Here is a 13,341-nt window from a genome sequence, read left to right on the forward strand (position 1 = left end):
GGCGTCCGGGCCCGCGGTTCAGGGGCGGCCCGCGTGGAGTTCCAGCGGGCCGGTGCCCGCGGCGCGGGCGGCCAGGCAGGCGGTGATCTGGCGCCGCAGGGCGGGTTTGACCAGGCCGGGGAGTTCTGCGGAGGTGACGGTGCGCCACTGGAGCAGCTCGGCCCGGTCCAGCCGGATCCGGGCGAGGGCGGGGGCGTCGAGGACGCCGCCGTCGTAGAGGAACCGGATACGGGCCGGACGGCCGGGCTTGTGGGACCAGTTCACGGCGAGCAGCCGGCCCGGGGCGAGGTCGAGGCCGAGCTCCTCGTGGACCTCCCGCCGGGCGGCGGCGCGCGGGATCTCGCCGAGGTCGCTGTCGATGCCGCCGCCGGGCAGGTTCCAGCGGTCGGATCTGCCGTACGCGGGCTGCACCAGCAGGATCCGGCCGTCGGAGCCGGTGAACAGCACGCTCGCCGCGGTCACCGCCTTGGGACGGCTGGCCCGGTGGCTGGCCGGGTCGAGGGTGCCCGCGTGCTCCAGGGCCACCCGCCGGGCCGGGTCCAGACCGGCCGGGGAGCCCGGCTGGGGCACCCCGTCGACCAGGTGGGCGAAGGAGCCGGTGTGCAGGGCGGCCAGTGCGGCGCGCAGCCGGGGCGCGGTACGGGCGGGCAACAGCGCACAGGCCGCCTCCGGCGGGAGCCAGCGGGCCTCGGTCGTCGCCCCGGCGGGGAAGGAGATCGCCGCGGCCTCCGACGGCGGGAGCGGGCCGACGAGGTGGACGTGCACGACCAGGGAGCGGCCGGGCGGGCCGGCCGGGCCCGGCGGCCGGGAGTCCACCGCCAGCAGCCGCCCGGCCGGCCGGGCGAGGCCCAGCCCTTCCCGCAGCGCGCGGGCCAGCCCTTCCTCCGGGGTCTCCGTGTCCTGGACCGCGCCGCCCGGAAGCTCCGGGTCCGTCCGGCCCGGGGCGGTCAGTACGAGGACCCGCCCACGCGTGTCCAGGACGACCCCGGTGGCGGACACGAGCGGGGAGGGACGGTCGGGCACGGCGGTCTCCAGGGGATCGGGTCGGCGGCACCAGCACTATGCCCGGGCCGCGGCGGGTGCCCGGCGCCGACATGCGAGCCGGGGGGCGTCCTGCCGATCCGGCCCGACCGACAAGACAGCCCTCAGGCGCGGGCCAGGAGCAGGCCGCCCATGGTGACCATGGTCGCAGCGACGAGCCCGTCCAGAACCCGCCAGGCGGCCGGGCGGGCGAGCAGGCCGCTCAGCAGCCGGGCCCCGTAGCCCAGACCGGCGAACCAGGTCAGGCTGGCCAGCACGGCCCCGATGGCGAAGGCCCACCGCAGGTCGCCGCGGTCGGCGGCGAGGGAACCGAGGAGCAGCACGGTGTCCAGGTAGACGTGCGGGTTGAGCCAGGTCATGGCCAGAGCGGTCAGCACGGCCCGGCGGGCGGACCCGCTCGTCGCCCCCTCCGTGGTGAGGGCGGCGCCGGGGGTGGGCCGCAGCACCCGGCGGGCGGCCAGGACTCCGTAGCAGATCAGGAACCCGCCTCCGGCCAGCCCGACCACCGTCAGCGCGGTCGGCCAGGCGGTGACGAAGGCGCCGACGCCGGCGACGCCGAGGGAGATGAGGACCGCGTCGGACACGGCGCAGATGGCGACCACGGCGAGGACCGCGTGGCGGCGCGCGCCCTGGCGGAGGACGAAGGCGTTCTGCGCGCCGATGGCGACGATGAGGGAGAGTCCGCTGCCGAAGCCGGCCAGGGCCGCGGTGACGATGCCGTAGTTCATGACCCCGACGGTAGGCAGGCAGGCCGATTCAGTACAGCTAAAGATTTTTACGTACCCTTAGCGATTGTGATGGACGAGCTTCCGCTGGACCAGGTACGCACGCTGCTCGCCGTGGTGGACGAGGGCACCTTCGACGCGGCGGCGGCCGCCCTGCACGTGACCCCCTCCGCCGTCAGCCAACGGGTCAAGGCGCTGGAGCAGCGGACCGGGCGGGTGCTGCTGATGCGGACGAAGCCGGTGCGGGCGACCGAATCCGGGGAGGTGGTGATCCGCTTCGCCCGGCAGCTGGCGCGCCTGGAGCGCGACGCGCGCGCCGAGCTGGGGATGTCCGACGGGACGGGCCCGGTGCGGCTGCCGATCGCGGTGAACGCGGACTCCCTCGCCACCTGGTTCCTGCCCGCGCTCGCGCGGGTGCCGCAGGATCCGCCGGTCTGCATCGAGCTCCACCGCGAGGACGAGTCCCATACGACGGCGCTGCTGCGGGAGGGTCAGGTGATGGCGGCGGTGACCTCCTCGCCCGACCCGGTGGCCGGGTGCAGCGTACGGATGCTGGGACTGGTCCGGTACCTGCCGACGGCGAGCCCCGCGTTCGCGGCCCGGTACCTGACGGGGGAGCCGGAGCGGGACCTGCGCGAGGCGCCGACGATCGTGTTCGACCGGAAGGACGACCTCCAGGACGCCTTCGTCCGCGCGCTGACGGGGGACCCGGCGGCCGGGGCAGGGCCGGTACGGCACTACATACCGACATCGGAGGGGTTCCGGGACGCGGTGGTCGCGGGGCTGGGGTGGGGGCTGGTGCCGGAGCAGCAGTCGAGACCGCTGGTGCGGACGGGACAGCTGGTGCTGCTGGAGCCGTTGCGGCCGATGGACGTCCCCCTCTACTGGCAACAGTGGAGGCTCGACTCGCCCGCGCTGTCGACGGTCGCGGAAGTGATCGCGGCGGCGGCCCGCGAGTCGCTCCGCCACCCGGCCGCGTGACCCGCCCCTGTGGCCCGGCCCGGCCCGATCCGTAATGATCCGCAACACACCCCCTAAGCTGCGGCCCATGGAGTCCTACACGATCGGCCAGGCGGCCCGGCTGCTCGGCGTCAGCGTCGACACGGCCCGGCGCTGGGCGGATGCCGACCGGTTCCCGACCCACCGCGAGGGCACACGGCGGATGGTGGACGGGCCCGACCTGGCCGCCTTCTGCGTCGAGGCCGCACAGGAGGGCGCCGAGGGCGAGGAGGCCCCGTACACCTCGGCCCGCAACGCCTTCCCCGGCATCGTCACCGGGGTGAAGCTCGGCACGGTCGACGCGCAGGTGGAGATCCAGGCGGGACCTCACCGGATCGTGTCACTGCTGACGCGCGAGGCGGTGGAGGAGCTCGGGCTGGAAGTGGGCGCGCGGGCCACGGCGCGGGTGAAGTCGACGAGCGTGTTCATCGACAAGGTCTGACGCGGACGGCGGAGTTCCCCCGGGGCGGTGAGCCCGGACGCAGGCGTTCCGGTGGCGATGGCAGACTGGCCGCTGATCCGCCGAAGGGGAGTACGCCTTGTCCATGTTCAGCAACCTGCGCCGGGTCGTGCGGCGCAGCTACCGGCGGGCCGTCGACCTCAGCCACCCGGCCCGCTCCCCGCTCGGCAGTGCGGTGGTCAACTGCGTGATCTACCGGGACGGTGTCCGGCAGGAGGACTGCGCGGAGGTCGAGGAGGCGCTGCGCCGGGTCCGCAAGACGGGTGACGGTTTCGTCTGGATCGGCCTGCACGAGCCGGCGCGGTCGGAGCTGGCCGGGCTCGCCGAGCTGTTCGGCCTGCACCCCCTCGCGGTCGAGGACGCCGTGAACGCGCACCAGCGCCCCAAAGTGGAGCGCTACGACGACACCCTGTTCTCCGTCTTCAAGACCGTGCGCTACGTGGAGCACGAGGAGCTGACCGCGACCAGCGAGGTGGTGGAGACCGGCGAGCTGATGGCCTTCACCGGCCAGGACTTCATCATCACCATCCGGCACGGCGGCCGTGGCACGCTGGGCCCGGTCCGCGAGGAGCTGGAGGCCGCCCCGGACCAACTGGCCAACGGGCCCGCGGCCGTTCTGCACGCCATGGCCGACCATGTGGTCGACGACTACGTCGCCGTGACGGACGCGGTGCAGAACGACATCGACGCCGTCGAGACCGCGGTGTTCAGCGAGGACGGCGGCCGCGGCGACGCGGGGCGGATCTACCAGCTCAAGCGCGAACTCCTCGAACTCAGGCGGGCGGTGGCACCGCTGAGCCGCCCGCTCCAGCAGCTGGCCACGCAGCCGATACCGGTCATCCCGCCGGAGACCCGCGCGTACTTCCGGAACGTGGCGGACCACCTGACCCGGGCCACGGAGCAGATCGGCGCCTACGACAACCTCCTCGACTCCATCCTGCAGGCCCACTTGGCGCAGGTGACCGTCGCCCAGAACGAGGACATGCGCAAGATCACGGCATGGGCGGCGATCGTCGCCGTCCCGACCATGGTCTGCGGCGTGTACGGCATGAACTTCGACCACATGCCCGAACTGCACTGGACGTACGGCTACCCGCTGGTCCTCGGCGTCATGGTGCTCGCCTGCTTCGTCATCCACCGGGGCTTCAGGCGTAACGGCTGGCTCTGACCGGACGGGGCCATTCCCTGGGGTGCGCCCGGGTATTGAGCTGCCGTCAGCTCTGGTAGTAAAGTTTCCTAACGAAACTGGGACGCCTCAACTACCAGATGGAGGCCTTGTGTTCACCCCCCGCCGCAAGATGCTGGCGATCGGCGCACTGCTCGGCAGTGCGCTGATCGCCGTCCCCGTCACCGCCCACGCCACCGCGGCCCCCGCCCCCACGGCGGAAACCGCGGCGGCGGCAGCCGCAGGACTCGACGATCCGGCGAAGAAGGAGATCGCCATGAAGATCGTCTCCAGTGCGGAGAACTCCTCGCTGGACTGGAAGGCGCAGTACAAGTACATAGAGGACATAGACGACGGCCGCGGCTACACGGCCGGCATCATCGGATTCTGTTCCGGCACCGGCGACATGCTCGACCTCGTCGAGTACTACACGCAGATCAAGCCGGGCAACGTCCTCGCCAAGTACCTCCCCGCCCTGCGCAAGGTCGACGGCAGCGACTCGCACGCCGGCCTCGATCCGAACTTCACCAAGGACTGGGCGAAGGCGGCCCAGGACGCCGACTTCAGGAAGGCCCAGGACCGAGAGCGCGACCGGGTCTACTTCAACCCGTCGGTGAACCAGGGCAAGGCCGACGGGATCGGCGTGCTGGGCCAGTTCATCTACTACGACGCCATCGTCATGCACGGCGACGGCGGTGACTCCACCAGCTTCCGCAACATCCGCAAGCGGGCCCTGTCCAAGGCCAAGCCCCCGTCCCAGGGCGGCAACGAGACCACGTACCTGAACGCCTTCCTCGACGCCCGGGTCTGGGCGATGAAGCAGGAGGAGGCGCACAGCGACACCAGCCGGGTCGACACCGCGCAGCGGGTCTTCCTGAAGAAGGGCAATCTGAACCTCAATACGCCGCTCGACTGGAAGGTCTACGGGGACTCCTTCCACATCGGCTGACGGTGTGCGCCGCCGCGACCCGGGGATGGAATCCTCCTTTCCGCCCCGGTTCGCGTCGGCTCAGGCTGCAGGAAGGTAACGATCTGTGAGCCGACCTGGCCGCCTCCCGTGCCACAGGTCCGTGAACACCCCGGACATTGCGGGCTTCTTGCCGCCTGTGAGTGGCCCTGCACCCCAGGACGGGACTTCCGTCCCTCCCGAACACGGCCCATTTCGTCACGCCTTGTGGTCAATGACGCTCCGTGGGTGTCAAGTGAAGCCAGGTACCAGCGCGTTTGGCCGGAGAAGCGAAGGAAAGTTCCCATTATGGCGTCTTGTGAACTCGCTTGACCGCGCCGTAAAGGGGGCATAAGTTCTGCCCCGGCTTGCTCCAGCAGGACGGGCCGAACACACCGTCCTCTGGGGGGACCCTCATGAACCACTACACCGACGTCCTGAAGAAGTACGCCGTCTTCTCCGGCCGCGCGCGCCGCCAGGAGTACTGGATGTTCGCCCTCTTCCAGGTGGCCGCCGTGATCGTCCTCGCGATCCTGGACGCCGTCATCGGCGCCGGCATGATCATCGTGGCCCTGTACATCCTCGGTACCATCGTCCCGACGCTGGCGGTCACCGTCCGTCGTCTGCACGACCTCGGCAAGTCCGGTGCCTGGTACTTCATCATGTTCGTCCCCTTCATCGGTGGCATCTGGCTGCTCGTCCTGACCGCCACCGCCGGTCAGCCGCAGCCGAACCAGTACGGCCCGGACCCGAAGGCCTACGCCGCCTGATCTGCCGTACGGGCCTGATCAAGGCCTGAATGCCTGAGCGCCGCCCCTGGCCGGGAACAAGCCGGGGGCGGCGCTTTCGCCTTTTCCCGGGCCCGCCGGAGCCCGCGTGACATGCGTCTCCCGGACTGGCGGCAGGGGGCTGTCCAGAGCGGCCCGATCACGAGATATCTTGATGTCGAGCAATGTTGCAGACGAGAGACGCAGACTGTGGAGCGGAGCATCCGGTGACTGACTCGACCATCATCTACACGCACACTGACGAGGCCCCGGCCCTCGCGACGTATTCCTTCCTGCCTGTGATCCAGGCATACGCGTCGACGGCCGGTGTGAATGTCGAGACCCGTGACATCTCCCTGGCCGGTCGGATCATCGCCGTCTTCCCGGAGTACCTCCAGGAGAGCCAGCGGATCGCCGACGCCCTCGCCGAGCTCGGCGAGCTGGCGAAGACCCCGGAAGCCAACATCATCAAGCTTCCGAACATCTCGGCCTCGATCCCGCAGCTCAAGGCCGCGGTCGCCGAGCTCCAGGGCCAGGGCTACGCCCTCCCGGACTACCCGGACGACCCGAAGACCGACGAGGAGCGCGACATCCGCGCCCGCTACGACAAGGTCAAGGGCAGCGCCGTCAACCCGGTCCTGCGCGAGGGCAACTCCGACCGCCGCGCCCCCGCCTCGGTCAAGAACTACGCCAAGACGCACCCGCACCGCATGGGCGCCTGGACCACCGAGTCGAAGACGAACGTCGCCACCATGGGCGAGAACGACTTCCGCTCCACCGAGAAGTCCACCGTCATCGCCGAGGCCGGCACCCTGCGCATCGAGCACGTCGCCGCCGACGGCGCCACCACGGTGCTGCGCGAGTCCGTACCGGTTCTCGCCGGTGAGGTCGTGGACGCGTCCGTCCTGCACGTCGACGCGCTGCGCACCTTCCTGAACGACCAGATCGAGCGCGCCAAGGCCGAGGGCGTGCTGTTCTCCGTGCACCTCAAGGCCACGATGATGAAGGTCTCCGACCCGATCGTCTTCGGCCACGTGGTCCGCGCCTTCCTCCCGAAGACCTTCGCCCGCTACGGCGAGACCCTGGCCGCCGCCGGCCTGTCGCCCAACGACGGTCTGGGCGCCATCCTGAACGGCCTGGGCGCGCTGCCCGACGGCGACGCGATCAAGGCCTCGATCGACGCCGAGATCGCCGAGGGCCCGGCCCTCGCGATGGTCGACTCCGACAAGGGCATCACCAACCTGCACGTGCCGTCCGACGTCATTGTCGACGCCTCGATGCCGGCCATGATCCGCACCTCCGGCCACATGTGGGGCCCGGACGGCGCCGAGGCCGACACCCTCGCCGTCCTCCCGGACAGCAGCTACGCCGGCGTCTACCAGGTCGTCGTCGACGACTGCCGCACCCACGGCGCCTTCGACCCGTCCACCATGGGCTCGGTCCCGAACGTCGGCCTCATGGCGCAGAAGGCCGAGGAGTACGGCAGCCACGACAAGACCTTCGAGATCGCCACCGCGGGCACCGTCCGCCTGGTCGACGCCGCGGGCAACACGGTCCTGGAGCAGGACGTCGCCGCCGGCGACATCTTCCGCGCCTGCCAGACCAAGGACCTGCCGATCCAGGACTGGGTCAAGCTCGCCGTCACCCGCGCCCGCGCCACCGGCGTCCCGGCCGTCTTCTGGCTGGACGAGACCCGCGCCCACGACGCGCAGCTGATCACCAAGGTCAAGACCTACCTCGCCGAGCACGACACCGAGGGCCTGACCATCAAGATCCTCTCCCCGGTCGAGGCCACCGCCTTCTCCCTGGAGCGCATCCGCCGCGGCGAGGACACCATCTCGGTGACCGGCAACGTGCTGCGCGACTACCTGACCGACCTCTTCCCCATCCTGGAGCTGGGCACCAGCGCCAAGATGCTGTCGGTCGTCCCGCTGATGAACGGCGGCGGCCTCTTCGAGACCGGCGCCGGCGGCTCCGCCCCGAAGCACGTCCAGCAGCTGGTCAAGGAGAACTACCTGCGCTGGGACAGCCTGGGCGAGTTCTTCGCGCTGGCCGCCAGCTTCGAGCACCTCGCGACCACCACCGGCAACGCCCGCGCCCAGGTGCTGGCCGACACCCTGGACCGCGCGACCGGCACCTTCCTCAACGAGGACAAGTCGCCGAGCCGCAAGCTGGGCGGCATCGACAACCGCGGCAGCCACTTCTACCTCGCCACCTACTGGGCGCAGGAGCTGGCCAGGCAGACCGACGACGCCGAGCTGGCCACGGCCTTCGAGCCGGTCGCCAAGACGCTGTCGGAGCAGGAGGAGACCATCGTCGCCGAGCTCGTCGCGGTGCAGGGCTCCCCGGCCGACATCGGCGGCTACTACCAGCCCGACGCCACGAAGGCCGCGGCGATCATGCGCCCGTCCGCGACCCTCAACCAGGCACTCGCCCTCCTGGGCTGATGCCGACAGCCGTACCCACGCGTCTCTGACGACGTGACCCGCTCCGCCCCGGCCGGCCCCGTGCCCGCCGGGGCGGAGCCGTGTCCGGCGCCTTCGGGGACGAGGTCGTCATGGGACTCCTGGCCGAGGAGTGGGCCCTGCGCTAGCGTTCGGGGTCGGTGCCCCGGGGGGCTTCACCGCAAAGGCTCTGGGGGTTCTGTGGCACGTCGTTCCGACACGTCCTGCGGCGGTATCGGCTGCCTGGCGCTCCTGCTCGTGCTGTTCGTCCTGCCCACCGTCGGCTATCTGCTGGCGGTGCCGCTTGCGCTGCCCGATCTGCTCGCCGAGCAGTCACCGCCGCAGCAGCTCCACGGCTTCGGCCAGTACCTCGTCGTCTACGCCATCCCGGCCGCCGTGGCCCTGCTGCTGGCCCTGTTCGCGTCGCGCCGACGGACCGGCGGCTGGTGGCTGGTACCGGTCCGGGCGGCGGCGCTGCTCGCGCTCGTCGCCGGGGTGCTGTGGTGGACGGAGAGCAGGGTCGGGGAGTACCCGGTGTGGAACGTCCGGGCCACGGCCGAGAGCATGGCCGCGGGACTGGTGGCGCTCGCCTTCGTCGTGGTGGTCCGCCGGTGGGACGCCTCGCGGGGCGGCCCGCGCGTCGCCGCCGGCACCCGCCGGCCGGCGCCGGGGGAGATCTGGCTGGCCATGGTGCCGCTGCGCGAGGACCCGGCGCGGCAGCTGCGGCACTACTGCGTGGTGCTGGCCGTCCATCCCGGCCACGTGGAGGTCGCCCAGATCACCACCAAGGACAAGGACGGGCGCGCCGACCACATCCGGATGCCCAACGACGGCTGGGACAAGGCCTCCGGCCGTGCGCACTGGGTGGAGTTCGGCCGTCCGCCGCGCGTGGTCGACTACGGGATGTTCCTCAAGTCCCGGCCGCAGGGGCGCTGCCCGGCCCCGGTGTGGCGGCAGCTCAGCCGACAGCTCGGCTGATGGCGGCGGCCCCGTCCGGAGCCACGTTCGGGCCCACGTCCGCGACCACCCGGAAGCCGATGTTCCCAGCGGAGCTGTCCGGGGTGTTGCGGGTGCGCGCCGCGACCCGGTAGCGGTTGCAGTACGAGTCGTGGCACATGTGGGAGCCGCCGCGCATGGTCCGTTCCGGGCCGGCGGGCGAGAAGCGGTCGGCGGACCACTCCCACACGTTGCCGACCGTCTGGTAGAGGCCGTATCCGTTGGGCCGGAAGGCCTTCGCCGGGGCCGTACCCGCGTACCCGTCGGCCCGGGTGTTGTGGACCGGGAAGTCACCGTTCCAGATGTTGCACATGTACCGCCCGCCGGGGCGCAGTTCGTCCCCCCACGGGTAGCGCTTCCGCTCCAGCCCGCCGCGCGCGGCGAACTCCCACTCCGGCTCCGTGGGCAGCCGGGTCCCGGACCAGGCGCAGTACGCCCGGGCATCGTGCCAGGAGACGTGGACCACGGGGTGGTTCTGGCGGTCGGCGAAGGAGGAGCCGGGTCCCTCCGGACGGCGCCAGTCGGCCCCGGAGACGGCCCGCCACCACGGGGTCCCGGCCACCGCGGGCGAGGCGGCCGCGAGTTCACCGGTCAGGAAGCCCGCGAAGACGAAGCTGAAGCCGAAGGACTCCGCCTCCGTGACATGGCCGGTGGCCTTCACGAAGGAGGCGAACTGCGCGTTGGTGACGGTGGTCGGGGCGATGCGGAACGCCCCGACCGCCTCCTGGCGTACCGGACCCTCGCCGTCCGCCGGAAACCCGTCCGGGTCCTCCGTCCCCATCAGGAACCGGCCGCCCGCGAGGCCGACGAGGTCGCGTACGGCCCGGGCCGCCGCCGGGTCCGCCGCCGGGGCCCCCACGGGCGCGGGTTCCGGCCGCCGGGCGAGGGTCAGGACCTCGGCGGCGGGCTCGCGTGCGGGGGTGCAGCAGGGCTCGGGCGGCATGGATCTCTCCTGGGGGACGGTGCGGGGCGCGTTCCGGGGCGTGCTGGTGTGCTCGCTCAGAAGGGTCTCCTGTACGTGCGGGGACGGGAACGTACGCACGGGGGTTCGCGGCGCTGCGCGCGCACCGTCGAACCCGCAGGTCAGACCCTAGAACCGGGGTGTGGCAGCACCGTGGCAGGGCTGTGGCGGCTCCATGGCGGCGCTGTGCCGCGCGCGTAACGGGGCTCGGCGGAGCCGAAGCCGGAGCCGGTGGAGCCCGAAGCCGGTGGAGCCGAAGCCGGCGGATCAGGGACGGTGGATCAGAGCCGGTGGATCCGCTCCTGCTCGAAGGCCAGCGGGGACCGCCCGGCCGCCAGGATCCGCAGTCCCGGCGCCACGGCCAGCAGGTTCCGCAGCCAGGCCAGGGCGTCCGGGCCGAGCTGCTCCGCGCCGTCCAGGACGAGCAGCATGTCCCGTTCGGCCAGCCACGAGGTGGTGTTGGCCGTCCCGCAGGCCGGGGCGGGCATGCCGGGTACGGAGCCCAGTTCGGCCGTCAGCTCGCGGACTCCGTAGCCACCGTGCTGCGGATTCATGGCGACGACGGCGACCCCGTCGTAGAAGTTGGACGAGATCCGCCGCGCGATCTCCCGTACCAGCAGGCTCCGCGGCTCGCGGAAGGCTCCCGCCACGGTCAGCACGCGCCCCCGCCGGACGGCGGTGAGCAGCCGGGACATTTCGGCGGACGTCGCCGGCAGCGTTCCGGATAAGCCGTTTTCCCTCATCGACCCGGCTTCCCCCATGGCCCCGGATTCCCTCATCGGCACGATGCCCCCCGTTGCATGCGTGACCAAGTGCGGCAAGAGGGTTTGTTCGAGCCGCGTGTCGACGATTATGCGCCACTTGCGCCGTAAGGCTAGGGGAATGTCGCATTCCGAAGGACGCGTTCGCTGCGGCCCAGGTGGGGACATCGTCCGCGCGCCGGACGGGCGGCGTAGTTCCCGTGGTCCGTGTGACGTACGTACCCGAACTCCGGCTCCTGGGAACGGTTGTCCGGAAGCCGGGATTGGGCTCTACTGCTGTGCAGCCCCTGCGAGGGGCATATTCGCGGGAGGGACCAGAATGACAGCGGACCGGCGAACGGACCGGCGAGCACAGCATCGTGCGGGCCGGCGGGCACCACGCGCGGGCCGGGCGGCCGGACCCGTGTCGCACCGGCGCCGGCCGGCCTTCCGGGGCCGCAGGCCGCTGCTCGCCACGCTGCTCTCCGCCTTCTTCCTGGTCGGTGTCTGCGCGGCCACGGGAATCGCCTGGGACCCCCGCGACGCGGCTTCCGTACAGGAGGCCGCCGCCCGCGGAGGCGGACTCCCGGCCGCCACCGGGACCGGCGGCGCGACCGGCACTCCCGGCGAGGCCACCCCGTCCCCCACCGAGCCCCCGGAGCCCACCAAGGACGCGGCCGCCAAGGGCAACCCCAAGGGCGCGGTGGACTCCGGAGCCGAACGCCCCACCGGAGCACTGCCCTTCGACATGCCCTCGCCGGCCGCCCTGCGCTCCGGCGGCGCGGGCAAGAAGCTGGTGTTCGCCCACTACTTCACCCCCTACCCGCTCTCCCTCGACAACGCGGCCGCGGACCGGGACTACTACACCCGCAACTACCTCGATCCCGACGGCGAGAGCGGGAAGCACGGCCGGTACGGCGGCCTGCTGCGCGACCGGCCGCTGCCCGTGGCCCCCAAGAGCGGTGACTGGGAGTACGCCAACCTCCAGCAGGAGGTGCGCACGGCCCGTGCGGCGGGCATCGACGGCTTCACCCTCGACCTGCTCTCCCTCTCCGGCAGGAACTGGGACCGCTGCAACCTGCTGATGGCGGCCGCCCGCTCGGTGGACCCGACCTTCAAGATCATGCTGATGCCGGACATGACCTCGCTGAAGACCGACGACCCCGGCGTACTCGCCGGCGCGATCGCCACGCTCGCCGACGCCTCCGCCGCACACCGGCTCCCCGACGGCCGCCTCGTCGTCTCGCCCTTCAAGGCGGAGGAGAAGAGCGTCGCCTGGTGGACCGAGGTCATCGCCCTCCTGAAGTCCGAGCACGACATCCGCACCGCCTTCGTCCCGCTCTTCCTCGACTTCGGCGCCCACAGCGGCGAGTTCGCCCCGATCAGCCACGGCTTCTCCGAGTGGGGCAGTCGCAGCTACGTCGGCCAGGAGAGCTCCACGCGCGACGTCCGGCGGGCCCACGACATGGGCAAGATCTGGATGCAGCCGGTGTCGGTCCAGGACGCGCGCCCCAACCAGGGCATCTACGACGAGGCGGGCAACACCGCGACCCTGCGCTCGACCTGGACGCACGCCATCGAGGACGGCGCCGACTGGGTGCAGCTCACCACCTGGAACGACTACTCGGAGGGCAGCCAGTTCGCCCCCTCCCTGCACAACGGCTACGCGTACCTGGACCTGACCTCGTACTACCTGACCAAGTTCAAGACGGGCAGCTGGCCGAAGATCGTCCGGGACACCCTCTACCTCTCCGCGCGCACACAGTTCGCGGACGCCGACCCGACGGGCGACCAGTCGCTGGTGATGTCGCTCCGCAAGGGGAGCGCCCCGGCCCGGGACAGGGTGGAGGTGCTCAGCTTCCTCACCGGGGCCGGAGCGGTCCGGACGAGCGTCGGCACCACGGACGGCAGTTACGAGGCCCCCGCCGGGATCCACTCGCAGCTGCTCCCGCTGAAGGCGGGCACCAGCTCGGCGCAGGTCGTCCGGGACGGCAAGGCCGGAGTGAGGGTCGACCTGCCGTACCGGGTGGACCACAAGGTGGAGGTGCAGGACCTCCAGTACTACGCGGCGACCAGCGGCCGCGATGCGTAGGGAGC

Annotated in this window: 12 protein-coding genes; 8 read left to right on the forward strand and 4 right to left on the reverse strand. The window is 71.7% G+C overall.

Translation table 11 applies throughout. The features are described from left to right. Window positions 1-18 precede the first annotated feature (18 nt). Together ACFY0D_RS12255 and ACFY0D_RS12260 are read right to left on the reverse strand one after the other, a co-directional pair. A complete protein-coding gene (locus ACFY0D_RS12255; protein WP_390798257.1) occupies window positions 19-1,023 on the reverse strand; it encodes an NUDIX domain-containing protein in 1,005 nt (334 codons plus the stop codon). Window positions 1,024-1,145: 122 nt separating this feature from the next. Then, the gene (locus tag ACFY0D_RS12260; RefSeq protein WP_390798258.1) at window positions 1,146-1,769 is read right to left on the reverse strand and encodes a LysE/ArgO family amino acid transporter; all 624 of its coding nucleotides are present in this window, start codon (window positions 1,767-1,769) and stop codon (window positions 1,146-1,148) included. Between the two features lie 69 nt (window positions 1,770-1,838). Here ACFY0D_RS12260 and ACFY0D_RS12265 point away from each other — a divergent pair, with 69 nt between their 5' ends. The 7 genes from ACFY0D_RS12265 to ACFY0D_RS12295 all read left to right on the forward strand — a co-directional run bounded on the left by ACFY0D_RS12265 (window position 1,839) and on the right by ACFY0D_RS12295 (window position 9,525). Further along, window positions 1,839-2,747 (forward strand): LysR family transcriptional regulator ArgP, encoded by a 909-nt coding sequence (locus ACFY0D_RS12265; protein ID WP_390798259.1) that lies wholly within the window; start codon window positions 1,839-1,841, stop codon window positions 2,745-2,747. A gap of 67 nt (window positions 2,748-2,814) precedes the next feature. After that, window positions 2,815-3,207 (forward strand): molybdopterin-binding protein, encoded by a 393-nt coding sequence (locus ACFY0D_RS12270; RefSeq protein WP_301364775.1) that lies wholly within the window; start codon window positions 2,815-2,817, stop codon window positions 3,205-3,207. Between the two features lie 103 nt (window positions 3,208-3,310). Beyond that, the gene (gene corA, locus ACFY0D_RS12275; RefSeq protein ID WP_351148980.1) at window positions 3,311-4,393 is read left to right on the forward strand and encodes a magnesium/cobalt transporter CorA; all 1,083 of its coding nucleotides are present in this window, start codon (window positions 3,311-3,313) and stop codon (window positions 4,391-4,393) included. A gap of 130 nt (window positions 4,394-4,523) precedes the next feature. Next, entirely contained in the window at window positions 4,524-5,339 is an 816-nt protein-coding gene (locus tag ACFY0D_RS12280; RefSeq protein ID WP_390798510.1) for a chitosanase, read from the forward strand. A gap of 413 nt (window positions 5,340-5,752) precedes the next feature. Next, the gene (locus ACFY0D_RS12285) at window positions 5,753-6,106 is read left to right on the forward strand and encodes a DUF805 domain-containing protein (RefSeq protein WP_390798260.1); all 354 of its coding nucleotides are present in this window, start codon (window positions 5,753-5,755) and stop codon (window positions 6,104-6,106) included. Window positions 6,107-6,330: 224 nt separating this feature from the next. Next, entirely contained in the window at window positions 6,331-8,550 is a 2,220-nt protein-coding gene (locus ACFY0D_RS12290) for an NADP-dependent isocitrate dehydrogenase (RefSeq protein WP_390798261.1), read from the forward strand. Between the two features lie 198 nt (window positions 8,551-8,748). Next, window positions 8,749-9,525 (forward strand): hypothetical protein, encoded by a 777-nt coding sequence (locus ACFY0D_RS12295; RefSeq protein ID WP_390798262.1) that lies wholly within the window; start codon window positions 8,749-8,751, stop codon window positions 9,523-9,525. On the opposite strand, the gene ACFY0D_RS12300 is transcribed toward ACFY0D_RS12295, so the two are convergent. Both ACFY0D_RS12300 and ACFY0D_RS12305 read right to left on the reverse strand, forming a co-directional pair. Next, window positions 9,506-10,486, reverse strand: a complete 981-nt coding sequence (locus ACFY0D_RS12300; protein WP_390798263.1) for a formylglycine-generating enzyme family protein — start codon at window positions 10,484-10,486, stop codon at window positions 9,506-9,508. The two genes, ACFY0D_RS12295 and ACFY0D_RS12300, sit on opposite strands and share 20 nt — an antisense overlap. A 299-nt stretch (window positions 10,487-10,785) precedes the next feature. After that, window positions 10,786-11,199, reverse strand: a complete 414-nt coding sequence (locus ACFY0D_RS12305) for a hypothetical protein (RefSeq protein WP_390798264.1) — start codon at window positions 11,197-11,199, stop codon at window positions 10,786-10,788. Window positions 11,200-11,668: 469 nt separating this feature from the next. Here ACFY0D_RS12305 and ACFY0D_RS12310 point away from each other — a divergent pair, with 469 nt between their 5' ends. Continuing rightward, window positions 11,669-13,336: a glycoside hydrolase family 71 protein gene (locus tag ACFY0D_RS12310; protein ID WP_390798265.1), complete on the forward strand. Its 1,668-nt coding sequence runs from the start codon at window positions 11,669-11,671 to the stop codon at window positions 13,334-13,336. The last annotated feature ends 5 nt before the right edge of the window (window positions 13,337-13,341 follow it).

The organism is Streptomyces sp. NPDC001502, from assembly GCF_042894785.1.
GTDB classification, from domain to species: domain Bacteria; phylum Actinomycetota; class Actinomycetes; order Streptomycetales; family Streptomycetaceae; genus Streptomyces; species Streptomyces kutzneri.

Coding starts and splice junctions, on each gene's coding strand:
- ACFY0D_RS12260 (WP_390798258.1), bottom strand. CDS start 1,769: ATGAACTACGGCATCGTCACCGCGGCCCTGGCCGGCTTCGGCAGCGGA.
- ACFY0D_RS12265 (WP_390798259.1), top strand. CDS start 1,839: ATGGACGAGCTTCCGCTGGACCAGGTACGCACGCTGCTCGCCGTGGTG.
- ACFY0D_RS12270 (WP_301364775.1), top strand. CDS start 2,815: ATGGAGTCCTACACGATCGGCCAGGCGGCCCGGCTGCTCGGCGTCAGC.
- corA (WP_351148980.1), top strand. CDS start 3,311: ATGTTCAGCAACCTGCGCCGGGTCGTGCGGCGCAGCTACCGGCGGGCC.
- ACFY0D_RS12280 (WP_390798510.1), top strand. CDS start 4,524: ATGCTGGCGATCGGCGCACTGCTCGGCAGTGCGCTGATCGCCGTCCCC.
- ACFY0D_RS12285 (WP_390798260.1), top strand. CDS start 5,753: ATGAACCACTACACCGACGTCCTGAAGAAGTACGCCGTCTTCTCCGGC.
- ACFY0D_RS12300 (WP_390798263.1), bottom strand. CDS start 10,486: ATGCCGCCCGAGCCCTGCTGCACCCCCGCACGCGAGCCCGCCGCCGAG.
- ACFY0D_RS12305 (WP_390798264.1), bottom strand. CDS start 11,199: ATGTCCCGGCTGCTCACCGCCGTCCGGCGGGGGCGCGTGCTGACCGTG.